At 63.4% G+C, this 16,974-nt stretch carries 16 protein-coding genes, 1 tRNA gene and 1 pseudogene; 2 read left to right on the top strand and 16 right to left on the bottom strand.

What is annotated here, in order from left to right:
- A pseudogene (locus MOV74_RS01670) lies at positions 1 to 169 on the bottom strand (serine hydrolase); the annotation flags it as partial.
- 148 nt (positions 170 to 317) lie between these two features.
- Between MOV74_RS01670 and MOV74_RS01665 the strand changes: the two are divergent.
- A tRNA-Trp gene (locus tag MOV74_RS01665) sits at positions 318 to 393 on the top strand.
- 119 nt (positions 394 to 512) lie between these two features.
- On the opposite strand, the gene MOV74_RS01660 is transcribed toward MOV74_RS01665, so the two are convergent.
- The 3 genes from MOV74_RS01660 to MOV74_RS01650 all read right to left on the bottom strand — a co-directional run bounded on the left by MOV74_RS01660 (position 513) and on the right by MOV74_RS01650 (position 2,440).
- Positions 513 to 1,274: a glycosyltransferase family 2 protein gene (locus MOV74_RS01660; RefSeq protein ID WP_246916999.1), complete on the bottom strand. Its 762-nt coding sequence runs from the start codon at positions 1,272 to 1,274 to the stop codon at positions 513 to 515.
- A 143-nt stretch (positions 1,275 to 1,417) separates the two neighbouring features.
- The gene (locus MOV74_RS01655; protein ID WP_246916996.1) at positions 1,418 to 1,924 is read right to left on the bottom strand and encodes a hypothetical protein; all 507 of its coding nucleotides are present in this window, start codon (positions 1,922 to 1,924) and stop codon (positions 1,418 to 1,420) included.
- Positions 1,925 to 1,933: 9 nt separating this feature from the next.
- Positions 1,934 to 2,440 carry a hypothetical protein gene (locus tag MOV74_RS01650; RefSeq protein WP_246916993.1) on the bottom strand — a complete coding sequence of 169 codons (507 nt, stop codon included), beginning with the start codon at positions 2,438 to 2,440 and terminating at the stop codon, positions 1,934 to 1,936.
- Positions 2,441 to 2,602: 162 nt separating this feature from the next.
- Here MOV74_RS01650 and MOV74_RS01645 point away from each other — a divergent pair, with 162 nt between their 5' ends.
- Positions 2,603 to 4,255 (top strand): hypothetical protein, encoded by a 1,653-nt coding sequence (locus MOV74_RS01645; protein ID WP_246916990.1) that lies wholly within the window; start codon positions 2,603 to 2,605, stop codon positions 4,253 to 4,255.
- Here the strand turns inward: MOV74_RS01645 and MOV74_RS01640 are convergent.
- The 12 genes from MOV74_RS01640 to MOV74_RS01585 form a co-directional block, all read right to left on the bottom strand.
- Positions 4,245 to 5,279 (bottom strand): Gfo/Idh/MocA family protein, encoded by a 1,035-nt coding sequence (locus MOV74_RS01640; protein ID WP_246916987.1) that lies wholly within the window; start codon positions 5,277 to 5,279, stop codon positions 4,245 to 4,247. The genes MOV74_RS01645 and MOV74_RS01640 overlap by 11 nt on opposite strands.
- Before the next feature lie 3 nt (positions 5,280 to 5,282).
- On the bottom strand, positions 5,283 to 6,488 hold the full coding sequence (locus tag MOV74_RS01635; RefSeq protein ID WP_246916984.1) for a class I SAM-dependent methyltransferase: 1,206 nt from the start codon (positions 6,486 to 6,488) through the stop codon (positions 5,283 to 5,285).
- A complete protein-coding gene (locus MOV74_RS01630) occupies positions 6,481 to 7,698 on the bottom strand; it encodes a class I SAM-dependent methyltransferase (protein WP_246916980.1) in 1,218 nt (405 codons plus the stop codon). Before MOV74_RS01630 ends, MOV74_RS01635 begins: the two co-directional genes overlap by 8 nt.
- 215 nt (positions 7,699 to 7,913) lie before the next feature.
- On the bottom strand, positions 7,914 to 10,202 hold the full coding sequence (locus MOV74_RS01625; protein ID WP_246916977.1) for a hypothetical protein: 2,289 nt from the start codon (positions 10,200 to 10,202) through the stop codon (positions 7,914 to 7,916).
- Positions 10,203 to 10,312: 110 nt separating this feature from the next.
- The gene (locus tag MOV74_RS01620) at positions 10,313 to 11,290 is read right to left on the bottom strand and encodes a lysylphosphatidylglycerol synthase transmembrane domain-containing protein (RefSeq protein ID WP_246916972.1); all 978 of its coding nucleotides are present in this window, start codon (positions 11,288 to 11,290) and stop codon (positions 10,313 to 10,315) included.
- A 61-nt stretch (positions 11,291 to 11,351) separates the two neighbouring features.
- Entirely contained in the window at positions 11,352 to 11,930 is a 579-nt protein-coding gene (locus MOV74_RS01615; protein WP_246916969.1) for a WbuC family cupin fold metalloprotein, read from the bottom strand.
- Positions 11,908 to 12,573, bottom strand: a complete 666-nt coding sequence (locus MOV74_RS01610; protein WP_246916964.1) for a class I SAM-dependent methyltransferase — start codon at positions 12,571 to 12,573, stop codon at positions 11,908 to 11,910. The genes MOV74_RS01615 and MOV74_RS01610 overlap by 23 nt, the downstream gene beginning before the upstream one ends.
- A 25-nt stretch (positions 12,574 to 12,598) precedes the next feature.
- The gene (locus tag MOV74_RS01605; protein WP_246916959.1) at positions 12,599 to 12,991 is read right to left on the bottom strand and encodes an LIC12192 family sporadic carbohydrate cluster protein; all 393 of its coding nucleotides are present in this window, start codon (positions 12,989 to 12,991) and stop codon (positions 12,599 to 12,601) included.
- Positions 12,984 to 13,790 (bottom strand): sporadic carbohydrate cluster 2OG-Fe(II) oxygenase, encoded by an 807-nt coding sequence (locus MOV74_RS01600; RefSeq protein WP_246916955.1) that lies wholly within the window; start codon positions 13,788 to 13,790, stop codon positions 12,984 to 12,986. The genes MOV74_RS01605 and MOV74_RS01600 overlap by 8 nt, the downstream gene beginning before the upstream one ends.
- Positions 13,787 to 14,905 (bottom strand): DegT/DnrJ/EryC1/StrS aminotransferase family protein, encoded by a 1,119-nt coding sequence (locus tag MOV74_RS01595; protein ID WP_246916952.1) that lies wholly within the window; start codon positions 14,903 to 14,905, stop codon positions 13,787 to 13,789. The genes MOV74_RS01600 and MOV74_RS01595 overlap by 4 nt, the downstream gene beginning before the upstream one ends.
- Complete coding sequence (locus MOV74_RS01590; RefSeq protein ID WP_246916949.1) at positions 14,895 to 16,001, bottom strand: DegT/DnrJ/EryC1/StrS aminotransferase family protein; 1,107 nt, start codon at positions 15,999 to 16,001, stop codon at positions 14,895 to 14,897. The genes MOV74_RS01595 and MOV74_RS01590 overlap by 11 nt, the downstream gene beginning before the upstream one ends.
- Before the next feature lie 8 nt (positions 16,002 to 16,009).
- Positions 16,010 to 16,969 carry a transketolase family protein gene (locus tag MOV74_RS01585; protein WP_246916946.1) on the bottom strand — a complete coding sequence of 320 codons (960 nt, stop codon included), beginning with the start codon at positions 16,967 to 16,969 and terminating at the stop codon, positions 16,010 to 16,012.
- Between the last annotated feature and the right edge of the window lie 5 nt (positions 16,970 to 16,974).

The raw sequence follows: 16,974 nt of genomic DNA, 5'->3' as shown, positions 1-16,974 counted from the left end.
CCACAAGCACGGTGACGCCGGGAACGGTTCCCTTGTCGATCGCGCGCTTGAAGGCGTCCGACATGGCCTGCAGGCGCGGCCGCGACAGCCCAAGCGTCTCCGGCTGGGCCTCCGGCAAGGGCGGGGTGTGGATTGCGGAGGCGGCTGTCGTGGCAGCTTGGGCGTTCATAAGGGCTCCCGGGCTCTTGTTTTTTGGTCGGGAAAGTGTGGCCAGAAACCCCGGTACAAACAAGCGAAGCGGGCGCGGTTCACCCTTGCAAACCGGCCACCCTCTGTGCTTGAAAGCGGCCCTGATCCCAAGGCGACGCGGGGTCTGTAGGAGTGTAGCTCAATTGGTAGAGCACCGGTCTCCAAAACCGGGGGTCGCAGGTTCGAGCCCTGCCACTCCTGCCAGTCAAATCAATCACTTAGATCAGATGCTGGCGGGATAGGGACGAGGACGTCCCGCGGGCGAATCGCCACGAGCCGACACGTACCCTTGATTTCGAGTGCGAGGCCCGGCGAGGCGTCGCCTAGCGCGCCGGAGCCCGTTCCGCGTCGGTAGGCACCTGGCTGCGGTCGACGTCCCGGATGGGAACGCGGCGCAGCAGCGAGACGATGGTGGCGCCGAGCTCGAAATAGGTGCGCAGCCGCAGCGCACGGGACGAGCCCTTCAGCTCCGCGTTCAGGCTCACCGGCACCTGCACGTAGGTGAGGCCGAGCTGCAGCAGCGAGATCAACGCGCAGATCTGATAACCGTAGCCGTCGGCCTTGACCGCGATCTGGCGCAGCCATTTCACGGGGTAGACGATCATGCTGTGGTAGTCGGACAGCCAGAACCCGAACAGGCAGTTCAGGATGAACCGCAGCGAATGCGACTGCAGCGAGCGGTTGACGGAGCGGTCCGACTGGTTGTCGCGATAGGTGATGACGAGGTCCGCGGCGCCCGCCGCCTTGAACATCCGGGCAATACCCTCGTTCTGAAAGGCGTGATCGCCCGGAATGAGAGTGATCGCATCGAATTTCGCGCGCGACAGGGCGTATTCGAAGCCAGCACCGACACCACGTCGCTCGGCGTTATGATGCACGATGATGCGGGGCTCGCCGGCAGCAAACTCGTCCATGATCGCGCCGGTGCCGTCGGTGCTGCCGTCGTCGATCAGGAAAATCTCGAAATCGTCGAGCAACTCGCGGGCAAGCGGCAACACGCCCTCGATGGTGTCGGCGATCTTGTCCTGCTCGTTCAGCGCAGGAATGACGATCGTAAGCCGTTTTGCCGCCCTGGAAGGTGTCATCTCATGCCGCCTGTTGCCGGCCACTCTTTACTGGTGGAACCCTGGCGCAACTCTAGGTCATCTGAGCCGGGCGAACAATAAGGGGCCCGCAGATATGCCCCGTACAACCGGCATGAATCCGGCGATGTGTGTGTTCTGCGCAACTAATCCGAAAAATCATAGAGACTGGTATCGCCGATGCCGAAGGCGCGGCGCAGCTGTCCGACGCGGCCTGCCAGGGTCCGGCCCGCCGCGGTCGCCGCGAAGTGTGAATCGACCGGTTCGACCAGGCCGCTATCGACCAGGTTCCCAATTCGTCCCTGGAACAGAGCTGGAACCTGCCGTTCGACGATGTCCGAAAGCGGAGCCCTCCGCTCAGGCCGGTGGATCACGCTGAGCAGAATGTCCAGGGAAACCGATTTGTACACTGCGCCAAAAGCGAAGACGTAACCCATGACGCAAAACCCGAAAATCGACGCGGCGTCCCAGTACTGAAATTGCGTGACGACGAAGATTCCGAGCATCACGCCGAGACCATGGGTGACGATTGCGGCGATCGCGAGCAGCATCACGGCTCCAAGCGTCCATCCGCGAGCGCGGGCCATCAACTGCAAGGCAGGGGCCAGCAGGGCGAACATGACGGCAGCGAAGAGACCGACAACGAAGGACATCGTGGCCGCTCACCCAAGTCCGGTCGACAGACGGACGAATTTGACGAGACGCGCGATCGCCACGCCCTTGGCCGTTGGCGTAAGGCTGCCGTCTGCCGTGATCACCATCCCTGCGCCGACGAGGAGCTTCAGGCGGTTGTGTGTGAAGGTGCCGAGATCTCCGCCCTGCATGTAGGCGACCGCCCATTGCTCGAGGGTGAGGGGGCGCCCCGCCTGGACGAGTGCCGTGAGCAGCGTCAGCGTAAAGCCCCAGGCCAGCAGGCTGAACAGGATGTAGCAAAACATCATCGCCGTCCCCAACAGGAACAGACCGCCAAGCACGTCGTCGAAACGGCGTTGGCCGGGGAGCGCGATGCAGGCGATCGCGTAAAAGGCGATGATGCTGACGCAGCCGAGCCGGAAGCGGCGGCCGGATCCGCCGGTGGCAGCGATGCGCGCGTAGCACAGCAGCAGCAGCGGCAGCGCGACACTGAGACCAATCGCAGCGGCTTGCGCCGGGCCCGGTAGCATGTTCATTGCGGAAAATCGTCCCGGACGCCTCTCAGGCCCAGCCTGAGCAAAAGTCTATAGGAGGTCGTATTTTTCGGGTCAAGGGAGCCCGTCATCCCGCCCTTGCGGACGTCATCTGGGCGTGCGAATCCTTGCCGGCGATGCCGTTCCTCCGTCCGAGATGCCCCATTGCTGCGTGCGATAATCGTCCTCCTTGTCGTCTTGCTGGCTGCGCATGCGCCGATGCTCCTGAACGACGGTCTCTTCATGGACGACTGGCTCGTGCTCAAGCCGCGTCCGGACTATTTCATCGACATCGATTTCCTGCTGAACGGCGCCGGTCATCCGATCTTCTACAGCTACGACACGTTCGCGAACTGGACGGGCGCCCCGGTCGCCGTGATGGTCTCGCTGGCGTTCGCTGGAATCGTCTTCGGCGCAATATCGCTGGCGTTGACGGCAACGCGCCTCAATCTGCTCGACCGCGCCGAGGCGGTCGGTTTCGCGCTGATGGTCTGGACCTATCCCGGCTATCAGCTTTGGGCGGGCAAGGCGAACGCGGTCTACGTCTTCAGCTATGGCCTCCTGTTCGTCGGTGCAGGGTTGTTGACGCTGGCCTTCAGCGCCCGCGGTCTGCGGCGCATGTTGCTTCGCGCAGGCTGTGCGCTCGTGTTCCTGCTGAGCTTCGCGCTCAACTCGACGATCGTGCTCTATGCCTTCGTGGTGCTCGGCCTCTTCGTTGCGATATGGCGGGGCGGGAGCGCGGCGGACGGCTTCGTTCGTCGCACGTGGCTCGCATCCTGGCGCTGCGCCCTTGGCTATCCGGAATTGATGGTGCTGCCCCTGATCTACTGGGGCACGCTCAATATCTGGTTCAAACGGATCGGCGTGTATACGCAGCACTATGATGCGCATTTCCCGACCTTGCGCGAGCTGGCTGGGGGATGGGGGGCATTTTTCGTCACCGGCTACAGGGACGTCGTGGCCCACGCGATCCGGGCGGCAATTCAGGTTCCGGCGCTCTTCATCTTGGCCGCGATGCTCGTCGGCATCGTCTTGCTGTTGCTGCGTCCCGCCAGGAAGCCGACCACGTCCAGACTAGCGATCGCCTTGCCGCTCGTGCTCGCCCTGATCTTGTTCCTCGCACTATCATCGCCCTATTTGATCGCCGGCCTGCGGCCGTCATCCACGCATTTCTACGAGAGCCGTCATCTGCTGATGTTCGGCCTGCCCTCGGCGCTCACGTTGCTTGCATTCAAGCGACAGGCCGAACGCTGGATCAGCCCCGGCGCCGCCTTGGCGGTCGTGTTCGGGCCGGCCTTGATCATGTCGATCGGCATGCTGTGGAGCGACTACGTCTTCATGCAGGCGAGAACGCTGAAGCAGGAGGCGCTGGCGCGCGATCTTGCCGGCCGGGTCCAGCCCGCGGCGACGGTCTATGCGCTCGACGATGGTTTTTTCGACTACCCGTCTCGGCATGTGCCGTTCGGCCTCGCCGAGGTCACCGGCATGCTCCGCCTTGCCTGGGGCAATCAGCCCTTCTTCGGATTTGCGCTGCGCGCGGAGCGACCCGACATCCTGCGGGGAATGGACGAGGCGAGGAAGGCTCCGGGAAGCGCGTTTCATCATTTCGATCCGACGGGGCCGCAGGCAACGATCTCGTTCCAGCCGGGCCCTGGAGCCGCGCCGAACCATACCTTGGTGCGAAAATACTATACGTGCCGGCTGCTGGCGCGCTGCGACGTTGCGGAGTTCCTAACGCAGCTTGCGCAGGTCACGATCAAGCTCGGGCCCATCGCGGGCATCCTGCCGGTCGAGACAGACGCCGCGCCTAGCCGCTAGCGCGCTGTTTCCAAACCGTCTCCGCAAGCGCGATGTCGGTCACCGAATCCTCGCCGGAGGCCAGCGGTGCGCCGCGCGCCGCGATATCGGAAACGAAGGCGTCGGCCTGGCGCCGGAACGCCCAGCTCTTTTCACCCGTCAGGTGCGTGCTCTGACCATCGTGATCGACGATGACCTCCGCCTCCTGCTCGGCAAAGGGTGGGGGCAATTCGAGGGTCACTGCGCCGCGCTCGAAGTCGATCGTCAGTCCCTCGCGCCAGGTGCCCTCCGACCCGTTCACGAGATCCAGCGTGCAGGCGATGCCGCCGAAGTCGAGCGTGATGCGACCGGCGCCAGTAGCCTCGATCGCACTTTCGGCGACCGTCGGCGACGACCCGAGCAGGTAGCGCGCCAGATTGATGATATGGCTGAAGACGTTCAGAAAATTGTCGTAGCCGGGACGCATCGCGCGCGGCATCCAGTCGGGACCATCCTGCCAGAGCTCGAGCCCGTCCGGCCGCGCTTCGCCGGTCATCACGAAATTATCGTGCGACCGGCCAGTGTCGCCGCCGAAGCACCAGCCTTTTGCCCGCACGATGCGTCCGAGCGACCGGTCGTTGCGTAAGCGCGTCAGCATCTGCAGCGCTCGTGCCACACCGGCATCGTGACGCTTCATGTAGCCGATGCTGTAGACGAGGTTTTGCTGCCGCGCAGCTTCGACCAGCGACATGGCCTGGGCCGTCGTGTAGGCCATCGGCTTTTCCGAGAGCACGTGCCGGCCGCTGCTCAAGGCGTCCAGCACGATCGGTCCGGTGGCACGACGCTTCGTCACGACGACGACGGCGGATACCGCGCTGTCTGCGAGCAGCTCGCGATGCGTGCCGTAAACCCGGGGGATGCCGAACTTCTGCGCTGCGGCGGCAGCGAGGTCCGGCCGGAGATCGGCGATCGCGACGACACGGCAGGCTGGATTGGCTGCGAAATTGGCGAGGTGGCACATCTGGCCGACCATGCCCGTTCCGATGATGCCAATGCCTGGCCTCACTGGCTACGATCCCTTGAAGCGTTTCCGGACGACGAGGAAATGCGCCGGCTGTCCCCAGGTGTTGATGAAGGCTGGATCCGATTGGGTGAGGGCGGTGACCGCGGATGCGTCCCGCTGCCCGATCGCGCCGAAGATGCGATGGAAACTGTCGAGCGTCGCAATCATGGCTTCGATGTCGGCAGGATCGTCGGCGAGAATGTCGCTCGTCCGGATCGTCTCGCGCAGGGATGCGAGGCCCGCGACCACGCGCGGCAGGCTCTCGCCGAATGGATCGTCGATCATCGCATCGACGTCGAGGACCAGCGCCTCGATCGATGCCGAGATCGCCTGCACAGCATCGGCCTTGCCGACCAGATAGAGCTTTCGCCCGCCGAGGAAGCTCAGGCGGCTGCGGTCGAGATGCCGTGCGGCGCGACGCAGCTTCTCGTCACCGGGCAGGACCTTCTTGTGCCAGTAGATGTCCAAGCTGTCGCGATAGGCGGGCCATGCCGAATGGACGTCGAATCCCTGTTCATGCGCCGCGGTGCACAAGGCGGCCGCATCGAGGAAGTAGCGATGCCGGACGAACGGATTTTCGAGCACGTCCATCAGCCAGGATTCGAAGCTGCGCGTGTGCGGGATGCTGTTCCACTTCGCCTCGAACAGCGTCTTCGCCGTTTCGAGCGCAGCGCGACCAGTCATTGCCTTGCCGGCCGCATGGATCGCCTTGAGCGCAAGCTCGAAGAAGCCGCCATAGCGCTCGTAATAGGACACGACGGCGTAACCGTCCGGATTGAGCAGGCGGTGGAAGATGCCGAGCCACTTTTCGCTCGGCTGCACGGTGTAGATGAAGCCTTCAGCATCGATGATGTCGAAACCGCGGTCGCTGCCGAAGCCCTCGACATCGGCCAGTGCGAGCTGGCGGAGACGTTCGGTCAAGCCGAAATGCGCGAAATAGGCCTCGATCTTCGGATGTGCATGCCGGTTCGGTTCGGCGAGCGTCATGTTCGCGCCCCAGCCGGCAAACACCAGAGCGTTCTCGCCGGAATCGGGACCGAATTCGAGCACCTCGGCATCGCGGAACAGCCGCGGCGGCAGCACCAGCTTGTCCGAAAACAGTTCGCGACGCTGGCTGGCGTAGGCCTCTAGCTCGGTGGCCGACTTGAAATTCCCGAACGTCGGCAGAACATCCTGACGTTCGTAATAATTGAAGAGCTTGTCTTCAGCCATGCCGCGACCCTGCGGCCGCTTCGAGACGATCGAGCTCACTCCAGATGTCGGAGGGCGCGAAGATCGAAACGATCTGCAGCGGGCGCTTCACGCTCTCGCGCAGCCGGCTGCTGACCTTGGCTTCGTTTTCCTCGTTCACGGCGAGAAGACAGACCAGCGGCCCGGATTTGCCGGCGAGATCCTCGGGCGAACGGATCGGGATGCCGGTGCCGGGCAGGAACAACCCTTGGCGCTCCTTCTGATCGTCGACCGAGAGGTCGACGAGATCCGCCAGCTCGTGTGCGTTGGTGAAGGTACAGGCGCGGCAGCCGGCGCCGTAGATGGCGATCTCGGCACCGCTGGCGCGAGCTTTCGCGAGAATCGGGCGCAGACGTGCGCCATACTCTCTTGCGCGCTGACCGAATTTCTCGCCGACGCCGGATGGCGCAGGCGGCGGCGTGACCTTGCCCGCGGCGCGGCGGGCTGCGATGGCGAGGCTGCCGCCACTGAAATTGTATTTCTTCACGGACACCGCCTCGAAGCCGTGGCGCGCCAGCAGCGCGAGCAGGGTCGGTTCGGTGAAATAGCTGACGTGCTCCTCCCAGAGGACGGAAAGGTCTCCCGCCGTCGACCCGGGGGCGAAATCAGGCACGTCGATGAAGAGCAGTCCGTCGTCGCTGAGCGCGATCTTGACGCAGTCGAAGAAGTTCTCGAAATCGACGATGTGCTCCAGTACCTGGCGCGAGACGACGAGGTCGAACTTGCCGGCCTGAGCGACTGCGTCGTGGGCCATCTCCGGGCTGAGCATGTCGGCATAGACCTTGATGCCGCGCCCGCTGGCGATCTTGCCCGACACGGGATTGGGCTCGACGCCCACCAAAACCTTGGCGCCGCGTTCGCGGAGCTTGTCCATGAACAGGCCGTCGTTGCATCCGATCTCGAACACGGACTGATGCTTGGAGAATTTCGCGATGGTGTCGAGCTCGTCCACCTGGTGCGGTTCGGGCTTCCAGCTGCTGAAATTGTAGTTGAACTGGCGGTACAGAATGTCGGGATCGATCGGCTTGACGATCTGAGGCAGGCCGCAATCGCCGCAGGCCAGCACCTCGAACGGATACCGTTCCTCCTGCTCGTTTCGGCTGTGCCGAAGCCGATGGGCAATCGGCATCAGTCCGAGGTCAATGACCGGACGCAGGTTGGTCGAATGGCAAAGGCGGCAATGGTCGGTCACGGCTTTAACTCTTTGCAGGAATAGCAAGGGAACGTCGGCACCCCGAGACGATACGCGGCGCAGTTGAAGCCTATATAGCCCCGCAGGCCGTGCCACAATTCTTAAGTTGCGCCGGGCGGGCTATTCACAACCCGGAGGTCCCCTGAAGCTGATACCCCGCGGCCTTCGTTGCGGGCTTGCCTCGCCGACATGCACGGAACCGGCGCGAAGTAGACCTAGTGGCAGGTCGTGAGCTGATCGAGAGCCGTGACGTCCGCTCGCTGGCCGGTGGGAGACAGACGGTGCTTCACCACCTCGAACGGCTCGATGCCGTAGGCCTGGCGGTAGATCGCCTTCGATCTCGCCCGGAGTGCGGAAACGCCGGCCTCGGCTTCGGGGCTCAGTGTCTGACCGCCATCCTTCCACGTCAACAGCCAGTAGTTCGGGGTCTCGCTATGTAGGGCGAATCTCTTCTCCAGTTCGGCGCTCTGAAAGAGATCGGAAAAGCCGTTGAGCCAGAAATCGCAATTCTGCTTCTGAACATAGAACAGCTTGACGTCGAGCGATCGAAGGGCGGCCTCTGCTGTATCGGCGGTCCCTAGTGCGATCTTCCTGAAGTCGCGCGCGACGTCGCTTTCATAGGTGTGGATGACCTTGCCGCGCGTGAGCAGCGGCGAGAAATAGCAGGGCACCATCGCGCGGTAGCCGTTGAGAGCAAGAATGCGATTTGCGCCGGTTGATTGCTGCAGTTCGTCACAGCGGCGCCAATTCTGGCTGACGCGCGGCATCTGCTCGAGCGGACGCCCCTGCACAAAAGCAATGGCCTGGTCATCCCTGAAGGTCTGCCAGGGATAGGTGGTGGTCATCCAGGCGCTGACGGCCAGAAGCGCGACGAGCACGGCAGAGGGAGTCAGGCGTCCCGAGAACCAGGCAAGCCCGAACCGCCGTAACAGAACCAAGCCCCAGCAAGCGATCCCGGCCGTCGCGAGCGGGAACAGCGCGTTAACGTGAATGGACAGTCTGATCAGGCTGGGAATGTTCAGCGTCATATCCAGCAGCCGGATGCTGGCGACGTAGGCGACAACGATGAAGAGACCTGCAGGATTGGGCAGCGGCGGCAACTTCGAGCCATCCGGTCGATCGCGACGGAGCTTTGACTCGACGAACGCGACGGCAGAGATTGCCAGCATGATGAGGAAAGCGACCGCGAGAACCGACCTGGCCTGTCTGAGGAAGGCGACAAGTCCCGCTTTGCTCAGGAAGTCGCTGACCTCCAGCGACTGTGCCAGCACAAAAAAATCCAGAATGTCGAGGCTGCCGAACTGCGAAAATCGTTCGACCGACACGACACGCCGAAAAAGCGAATATGGATTTGTCGCTGGAATTCCGAGATAGAAGTAATTGGCGGAAAACGCGAGGATGCATCCCGCAAGTGCTCCCAAACCCAGCAGGATGCTGGTGACGAGGCCGGGACGGTCTCGCTGAATTGTCTTGGTGAACATGCCCAGCGATGAGATCACGAAGACGATCGATGCGTACAGCGGATAGGAAGCGGCGACGGCAAGGCCGCAAATGCCGGCGGCCAACCTGTCGCGGCTTTGGGACGAGCGAATGACGACGAGGAGAAAATAGACGAAGAACGCCGCGGTCTGGAGGTGATATTTGCCGAACTCCATGATGTGGAGGCCAGCCTTGACGCTCGGCATCGTACGCGGCCACGCAAGCCCGAGGACGGCCAAGCCGACCGCGATCGGTATCATTGCGTCCTCCCACGGGCGTCCGAGAGCCCGCAACGGCACAACAATGCGGGCGAGCTCGAAGATGACCGCACCGATGCCGACGAAGTAGAGAAATGAAATGATCTGGGCGACGTGAGGAGGCAGAAACGTCGCCAGCAGCAAGTGCAGTCCGTTTCCGTGGCCGATCTCGAAGTCGGAGAAGATGGGATTGTCGGCCGCAAGCCAGATGCTGTGATTTCTCGCAACTTCGGCAAGATACGGCGCGTAGAGCTGCGGAACGTCGGTCGAAATGACGTCGGGCATGACGGCACGATCAAGAAACACCGTCGCCAGAAGCCAAAGGCCCAGTATCGAAATCGCGATCAGCGGAAAGGTCACGATGAATTTGCGCGTTGCCTTGAAGGTGAGAGTGTCCCACAAGAGAACCGCGATCGCAGATCCGAGAACGATTTGCGGATACAGAAGGGAAAGCGCGCCAAGTCCAAATCCCGCCAGCATCAGCGTGGCCGCGCCAACGAAGAATTCGTCCACTCGCTGAGCAGGTTCGTGCTTGATGAGGGAAAACGTCAGGCGGCCGGTCGCCATGATGAACCAGCCGAGATACGGCGTCAGCAAGATCCAGGCGACGACGTAAAATCGCGTTGTCCAGCCACCGTCGAAAATCAGCGTTCGGTAGGTATCCGCCCGGTTCAGACACCAGAGGGAAACGGCGGCCGGCGCGAAGACGAGGACGCGCCACCACAGCGCCTCGAGAACGGTGCGCAAATTCGCTCGGAAAATGGTCATTGCTTTGTCTGGTCCGCTGTCGCGTCGACGAAAAAAGAGCAGATCGACTGCAAGGGGATCAGTCGATTGGTTGCAGGATGAAAGGCTCGAAGGATAGTCATTTGCCGTTGCTAAATGGGCTTGGCGTCGGCTCGCTCGGCGGTGGCCCGCGCCTCGGCGGCGCTGAAATTGGCGCGCTCAGGCGCGATCAGCCATACCAGCCCACCGAACAGCCCGACGATCAGGCCGCCAAGGCCGAGCAAAACCGATATGGCAAGCGCCTTGTCGGATGCGATCGCAGCGAGGCCAAGCGCGGCAACCATTGCGCCTTCTCGCACGCCCCATCCTCCGATCGAGATCGGAACCGCGGACGACAGAATGACAAGCGGAACAAGGACGAACGCATCGAGCGCGGAGAGTGGCGCGTCGAGGCCGATCGCAAGGACATAACAGGCCGCGACGGTGATCAGATGGATGATGACGGCGGCCGCCATCAGCGTTCCCCGTGCTTCGGCCGCCAGCGGAGCCCTGACCAGCATCGCGAATTGCACGATCCCAGCCGGCAGAGCGGCGATGATGCGAGGCGGCCAGCGAGCCAGCATGAGCAGGGCGATCAGGCCGAAACACGCAATGACGAGAACGATGACGATCGCGAACAGGAGCGACTTGTCGTTGATCCGTTGCAGCAGGAACGGCATTCCTGCCAATATGACGGTACCAAGCGCCAGCAGCGCCAGAAAGCGATCGGCCACGATGCTGCTGATGGTCGGCGACCATTGCACGCCATGCCGCCGCAGCATCCAGATCCGGACCGCGTCGCCGCCTGCGGGCAGCACCTGGTTGAAAAAGGTGCTGACCATGAGAATGCGCCAGCCGGACAGCCAATCCAGGGGCACGTGCATGGCGCGAAGGATCAGGATCCAGCGGTGGCAAAGCACGAAGGTCTGGGCAAACAGCAGCAGCACCGCGAGTGCCAGCATGTCCAGTTTGACAGCGAGAAGATCGGCTTGCAGGGACGACAAATCCTGGGCCCGCAACAATACTACGAGGATGCCGATCGAGACGGCGAACTTGGCCAGAGTAACCAGTGCTTTTGCAGGCGGCTTCATCGGCTGGTCTCGTCCTCGATCATTCGCGGCGGGATCGTCGGGCAGCGATAGCGGTCGGCGTCTATTTTCTCGCCAGATGCTCCGTGGCGAGCGCAGCAATCCTTGTGACGTAGTCCTGGACCTCGGCGGCGTCGCCGCCATCGGGGGCCCAGTCGGGAAATGCGGTGCGGGAGGGATCGAACGGGCCGGCGGTGGTTTCGTGGAAGACCAGCCACTCCGACGTGATCAGGATCGAGTGGAAGACCTGTTCGGGCATGCGGTAGTAGCAGCGCTTGCCTTGGCCATAGGGCGCCATCTCGAGCACCTCGCGAATGCGGCCGTCATCCTCGAAGATCACGACCTGCGCGGTGCCTTCGATGACGTGAAACGATTCAGGTTTGCCAAAATGCTTGTGGGGCCGCACATAGGCCTCGCGATGATGCACGATCAGCATTTCGTGCAGGCCGGACGAGGGATCGGGGTGCGTGCACAGCCGGCTGCGCAGACGCGGGTTGCCGGCGGCGATGCGTTTCAGCTCCGCGATCGTGGCGTCATCGGCCGTGACGATGGCATCGTCCGAATAATAGACTTCGGGATTTTGCGCGCGCAGCGATGTCGGCCGGCGCGGGCTCGTCGCCTCATTCGAAGAAGATGAACCCATGGTCGCCCCGATACCCGCATTTGTCGTAGATCCACGCCCAGGTTTCCGGGCCGTGGAAGCTCAGGCAGGTGAGCTGCCAGTAGAGGAGGTTCGCCTTCTCGCGCTCGTTGCGGAAGGATTCGACCATCAGATATTTCGACGCGCCGCGCCCGACGCGCTCGATCTCAGGCACGGCGCGGAAGACGTCCTCGAGCGGAAGGTTGTGCAGCACGCCGAGCGACACCACGAGATCGAAGCTGTGATCGGGGTAGGGGAGCTCAACGGCGCTGCCGACCTTCAATTGCGGCCGCACCTCCTCCTTGGCGTTGGCGATGCCGTAGTCGGAAATGTCGATGCCGGCGACCGTGAGGTCGGGGACGAGCTGGGTGAACTCGTAGAGCAAATAGCCCTTGCCGCAGCCGACGTCGAGCACGCTCATGCCGGGCTTGATGCCGTAGCGATCGATCAGGGTCTGGGCGAGCGGGCGCCAGCGTCCGTCATAGCGATAGCCGCCGTAGCCGTAGCGCCGATCGCCGTCCCAATAGTCGCGACCCCATTGCCGCGCCACAGTGGCGGATTCCGCCTTGTCGTGCTCGACCACGCGTTGAACGTAGTTCCGCCTGGTCGATGCGTGCATCGGTTGGAGCAGGTTGATTTCGCTCATGGGGCCCAACCGGTCCGCGGCATCGTCACAGGATGGTCGCGTATTTATTGACCAGCAGGATGTCCTCGACGACCTGGATGTCCTTCGGCGACGACAGCGTGATTTCCTCGACAGCCGCGTGCAGGTCGCAGCCCTCGCGCAGCACGCGGTCGTAGATCTCCCGTCGCCGTGCCTCGTCGGGCGGCAGCATGAAGATGCTGTAAAGGATCATGCCGTTCAGGCGGGGCAGCTCGTCCAGGATGTCCTCGAGCACCATGTAGCTGCCGGGCATGATGTGCTCGACGGCGCTGAGCAGAAATTGCAGGTTCTTGCGCCGCGCGTAGTCGCGGATCACGATGTTCTGGACGTGCTGCGGGGTGCGGCTGCCGTTCAGCGGCCGGGCGCCGATATAGCCGCGATGGCCGGCTCGCTCAGCCATGGAAGCCTCCCGGCAGCTTGTATTGCATGCCGACCCGCGTCGCCGGACGCAGCAGGATCGGCTCGAAGAACTCGCCGAAGCGCTTGTCCGCGTAGGGCGACATGATGCTCTTGAATCGGCAGTTCATGCTCCAGCGCGTGCCGGGCTCCTCGTTGACGCGATTGCCGTGCATCAGGGTCTGGTTGAACAGCATCACGTGACCGTAGGGAATCTCGATGAAAGTCGCGTGCGGCTTGATGGTCTTGTACAGCTCCTCGGCGCTGCGCAGGTTTGCCATCCGGTCCTGCATGTCGCCGTTCAGGGACGGCGGCAGCAGGTACATGGCCTTGGTGTGATGGACGTCCACCAGCGGAACCCACACCACGACCTCGAACGGCGAGTCGCCCGACCAGACGTCGGAATGGGTGGCGAGCAGCGAGGAATCATCGCCGGGCATCTGGATGCTGAGATTGACGCGGCGCTGCATGCACAGCTCGTTGCCGACGATGGTCTCGATCGTCGAGCGCGCCAGGCGGAAATAGGTCGGCCGGAACCAGGGCTCGGCGTTGAGGCCGTTGAAGACGTGCAGCCGCAGGCCGTTGAGATCGTCCACGCTCACGCGGGTGTGGATGCTGTCGAGCATCGCGTAGGGATCGTTGCTGTGCGGCAGCTTCAGATAGTCCGCCGCGAGCTCGGCGGCGCGGCGCTGGATCCGGTCGAGCCCGGCGCGGTCGTCGGCCGGCGTGGTGACGAAGCCGTCGTCGATGAAGCGCTGCGCCAGCGCCTGCTCATCGGCCTGAAGGAAGTCCGTATCCGTCATGCAAAATACTCCCGGGCGGTCGCGCAGATATAGCTGATATCGGCGGCCGAGAGGAACTGGTTGATCGGGAGCGTGAGGATTTGATCCGCCTGCCGCTCAGTCACGGGAAACGCACCGCGGCCATGGCCCAGATGCGCCGCCGACGGTTGCAGGTGGATCGGTACCGGATAGTGGATCGCGGTCTCGATACCCTTGTCGGCAAGATATTTCTGGAAGTCGTTGCGACGGTCGGTCTGCACCACAAAGGTATGGAAGGTGTTGAACTCGATGTTGCGGCAGGGCGGAATGAACAGAGGGAGTCCTGCGAGCTCGGCGCGGTATTGCGCGGCGCTGCGTCGCCGGCGTTCGATCACGGAGGGAAGGTGGCGCAGGCGGATCCGCAGCACTTCCGCCTGGAGCGTGTCGAGCCGAGACACGATGCCCCATTCCTGGACGTCGCTGCGATTGATCAGCCCGTGATTGCGCAGCCGGCGGATTCGTGCGGCGAGCTCGGCGTCGGCGGTGACGAGGAAGCCGGCATCGCCCGCGGCATTGAGATTCTTCAGGGGATGGGCGGAGAAACAGCCGAACGTTCCGATCGTGCCGCTCATCCGGCCGTCATAGGTCGAGCCGACCGCCTGGGCGCTGTCCTCGATCACCGCAAGCGCATGCTTGTCCGCGATCGCCATCAACGGGGTCATGTCGGCCATGCGCCCGGTCAGATGCACGGGCATGATCGCCCTGGTGCGCGGCGTGACGGCGGCCTCGACCGCGGCCGGATCGATGTTCTGGTCCGGCAGGACGTCCGCAAACACCGGCGTGGCGCCGACCGCGATGATCGCGGCGGTCGATGCCACGAACGAATTGGGCGGGGTGATCACCTCGTCGCCGGGACCGATGTTGAGCGCCCGCAAGGCGAGGATCAGCGCGTCGGTGCCGGAATTCAGGGTCACGACATGTGGCGAGCCGAGATAGGCGGACAATTCCTCCTCGAGCTTTCCGACCGCTGCGCCGCCGATGAAATCGCCGCGGGAAAATACGCCCTCGACCGCCTGCATGATCTCGGCGCGTTCTTCCTCGAATTGTGCGGGAAGATTGACGTAACCGATGCGCCGGCGGCCGGTGTCAGCGTCCATGGCAGAACTTCCTGACGGTCTCGATGACGCGGTCCTGCTGTGCGCGCGTCAGATGCTGGTCGACGGGGAAGCTGATGACTTCCTTCGCGTGGCGGTCGGTGACCGGGAAGGTGCCGGGGGCGTAACCGAGGTGCCTGAGGCCTTCCTGCTGATACAGCGGGATCGGATAGTGGATCTTGGCCTCGATGCCGTTGTCCAGGCAGTATTGGTAGAGCTCGTCGCGGCGCTCGGCGAACACCATGTAGAGATGGTAGACGTGCTTCACATTGGGCCGGCGCGGCGGGACGCGCAGGCCAGGCAGGCCGGCAAGGCCAGCGTCGTAATAGGCCGCATTCTCGATCCGGCGCCGCGTGATCTCGCTGGTCTGGCCGATCAGCCAGTTGCCGACCACGGCCTGCAGGGAGTCGAGCCGTGAATTGCAGCCGAGGATCGCGATCTCGTCGCGGTTCTTCATGCCGTGATTGCGGATCAGGCGAAGCTTCTCGTTCATGCCGTCGTCATTGGTGACGACGACGCCGGCATCGCCCCAGACGTTGAGGTTCTTGAGCGGATGCAGGGAGAAGCCGGCTGCGATGCCGTGGGTGCCGGAGCGCTTTCCGGCAAACTCGGACAGGATGCCCTGGCATGCGTCCTCGACGACGGGCAGGTTGTGGCGCTGGGCGATCGGCATCAGCTTGCCCATATCGGTGACCTCACCGGTCAACTGAACCGGCATGATCGCCTTGGTCTTCTCAGTGATGGCGGCCTCGACCTGGTCGACGTTCATGCAGAACGAATCGTCGCAGTCGACCAGCACAGGCGTCGCGCCGGTCTCCGCGATGGCGCCGACGGTGGCGATGAAAGTGTTGGCGGCGGTGATGACCTCATCGCCATGGCCGATGCCGAGCGCCTTGAGCGGCAGCTTGAGCGCATCGGTGCCGGATCCGACTCCGATGGCGTGACGCACGCCGATCAGCTCGGCAAAGCGCTTCTCGAATTCGGCAACCGGCTTGCCAAGGGTGAAGTCCCCGGTCGCCACCAGCCGGCCGATCTCGGCCAGGATGGGGGCGGGGTCGGAGAATTGCTCGAGCAGATAGGAATATCGAACGTCGTACATGTGACCCGTCAGGTGGAATGGAGTTGAGGAGAGGGGGTGTGCGAGGCGGCATGCGCGCGCTCGATCGAGGTCGCAATCGCGGCCGCGGAAAGTCCATGCTTCTTCAGCAGTGAGTCCTGCGAACCGTAATTGTGCATGAAGCGGTCCGGCAGCGACAGCCGAAGCATCGCCGGCAGGCCTGAAGCGAGCTTGTCGATCAACGCCTCCACAACGGCGCTGCCGAGGCCGCCGGAGGGCACGTGCTCCTCCAGCGTTGCCACGAGCTTGACGCCGCGAACCGACTGCAGCAGCGCTTCGGTGTCGAACGGCTTCACCGTATGCATGTGCAGGATGCCGGCGCGAATGCCTTGCGCGGCCAGCAGGTCGGCTGCGGCGATGGCGCGCTGAAGCATGATGCCGGTGGTCACCATGAGGACGTCGCCCGGCGGCCGCATCAGGATGGCCTTGCCGATCTCAAAACCGTGCTCGGCCTTCGAGACGATCGCATCGCCGCCCTTGCCCAGCCGGATGTAGATCGGTCCGGTCCAGTCGAGCGTCTTTTCCATCAGCCGCGCGGCCTCGTCGGCATCGCACGGGCAGACCACCGTCATGTTCGGCAGCGCCCGCATGATGGCGATGTCCTCGATCGCCTGGTGCGTGGGGCCGAGCGGTGCATAGACGAGGCCGCCGCCATTGGCGATCAGCCGCACCGGCAGATTGTGCAGGCAGAGATCGACGGCCACCTGCTCGTAGCAGCGGCGGGTGAGGAATGTCGCGATGGTATTGACGTAAGGCACGAAGCCTTCCATCGCCAGGCCGGCGGACATGCCGATGATGTGCGCTTCCGAAATGCCCTCGATCAGATGGCGCTTGGGAAACTCCTTGCTCATCGCACGCAGCGTGCCGGCGCCGGGATCGGAGCCGATGTAGAGCACTCGCTCGTCGCGCGCGGCGAGCTTGTGGACCATGTTCATGGCGGTGTTGCGCATGGGGA

Source organism: Bradyrhizobium sp. SHOUNA76 (assembly GCF_023006445.1).
Classification (GTDB): domain Bacteria; phylum Pseudomonadota; class Alphaproteobacteria; order Rhizobiales; family Xanthobacteraceae; genus Bradyrhizobium.
This window is presented reverse-complemented; position numbering and strand designations above follow the sequence as displayed.

Bases quoted from the DNA above. Each gene is read 5' to 3' on its own strand.
- MOV74_RS01605 (WP_246916959.1), bottom strand. From the start codon at position 12,991: ATGGCTGAGCGAGCCGGCCATCGCGGCTATATCGGCGCCCGGCCGCTG.
- MOV74_RS01610 (WP_246916964.1), bottom strand. From the start codon at position 12,573: ATGAGCGAAATCAACCTGCTCCAACCGATGCACGCATCGACCAGGCGG.
- MOV74_RS01600 (WP_246916955.1), bottom strand. From the start codon at position 13,790: ATGACGGATACGGACTTCCTTCAGGCCGATGAGCAGGCGCTGGCGCAG.
- MOV74_RS01625 (WP_246916977.1), bottom strand. From the start codon at position 10,202: ATGACCATTTTCCGAGCGAATTTGCGCACCGTTCTCGAGGCGCTGTGG.
- MOV74_RS01620 (WP_246916972.1), bottom strand. From the start codon at position 11,290: ATGAAGCCGCCTGCAAAAGCACTGGTTACTCTGGCCAAGTTCGCCGTC.
- MOV74_RS01650 (WP_246916993.1), bottom strand. From the start codon at position 2,440: ATGAACATGCTACCGGGCCCGGCGCAAGCCGCTGCGATTGGTCTCAGT.
- MOV74_RS01585 (WP_246916946.1), bottom strand. From the start codon at position 16,969: ATGCGCAACACCGCCATGAACATGGTCCACAAGCTCGCCGCGCGCGAC.
- MOV74_RS01590 (WP_246916949.1), bottom strand. From the start codon at position 16,001: ATGTACGACGTTCGATATTCCTATCTGCTCGAGCAATTCTCCGACCCC.
- MOV74_RS01655 (WP_246916996.1), bottom strand. From the start codon at position 1,924: ATGTCCTTCGTTGTCGGTCTCTTCGCTGCCGTCATGTTCGCCCTGCTG.
- MOV74_RS01595 (WP_246916952.1), bottom strand. From the start codon at position 14,905: ATGGACGCTGACACCGGCCGCCGGCGCATCGGTTACGTCAATCTTCCC.
- MOV74_RS01615 (WP_246916969.1), bottom strand. From the start codon at position 11,930: ATGGGTTCATCTTCTTCGAATGAGGCGACGAGCCCGCGCCGGCCGACA.
- MOV74_RS01635 (WP_246916984.1), bottom strand. From the start codon at position 6,488: ATGGCTGAAGACAAGCTCTTCAATTATTACGAACGTCAGGATGTTCTG.
- MOV74_RS01660 (WP_246916999.1), bottom strand. From the start codon at position 1,274: ATGACACCTTCCAGGGCGGCAAAACGGCTTACGATCGTCATTCCTGCG.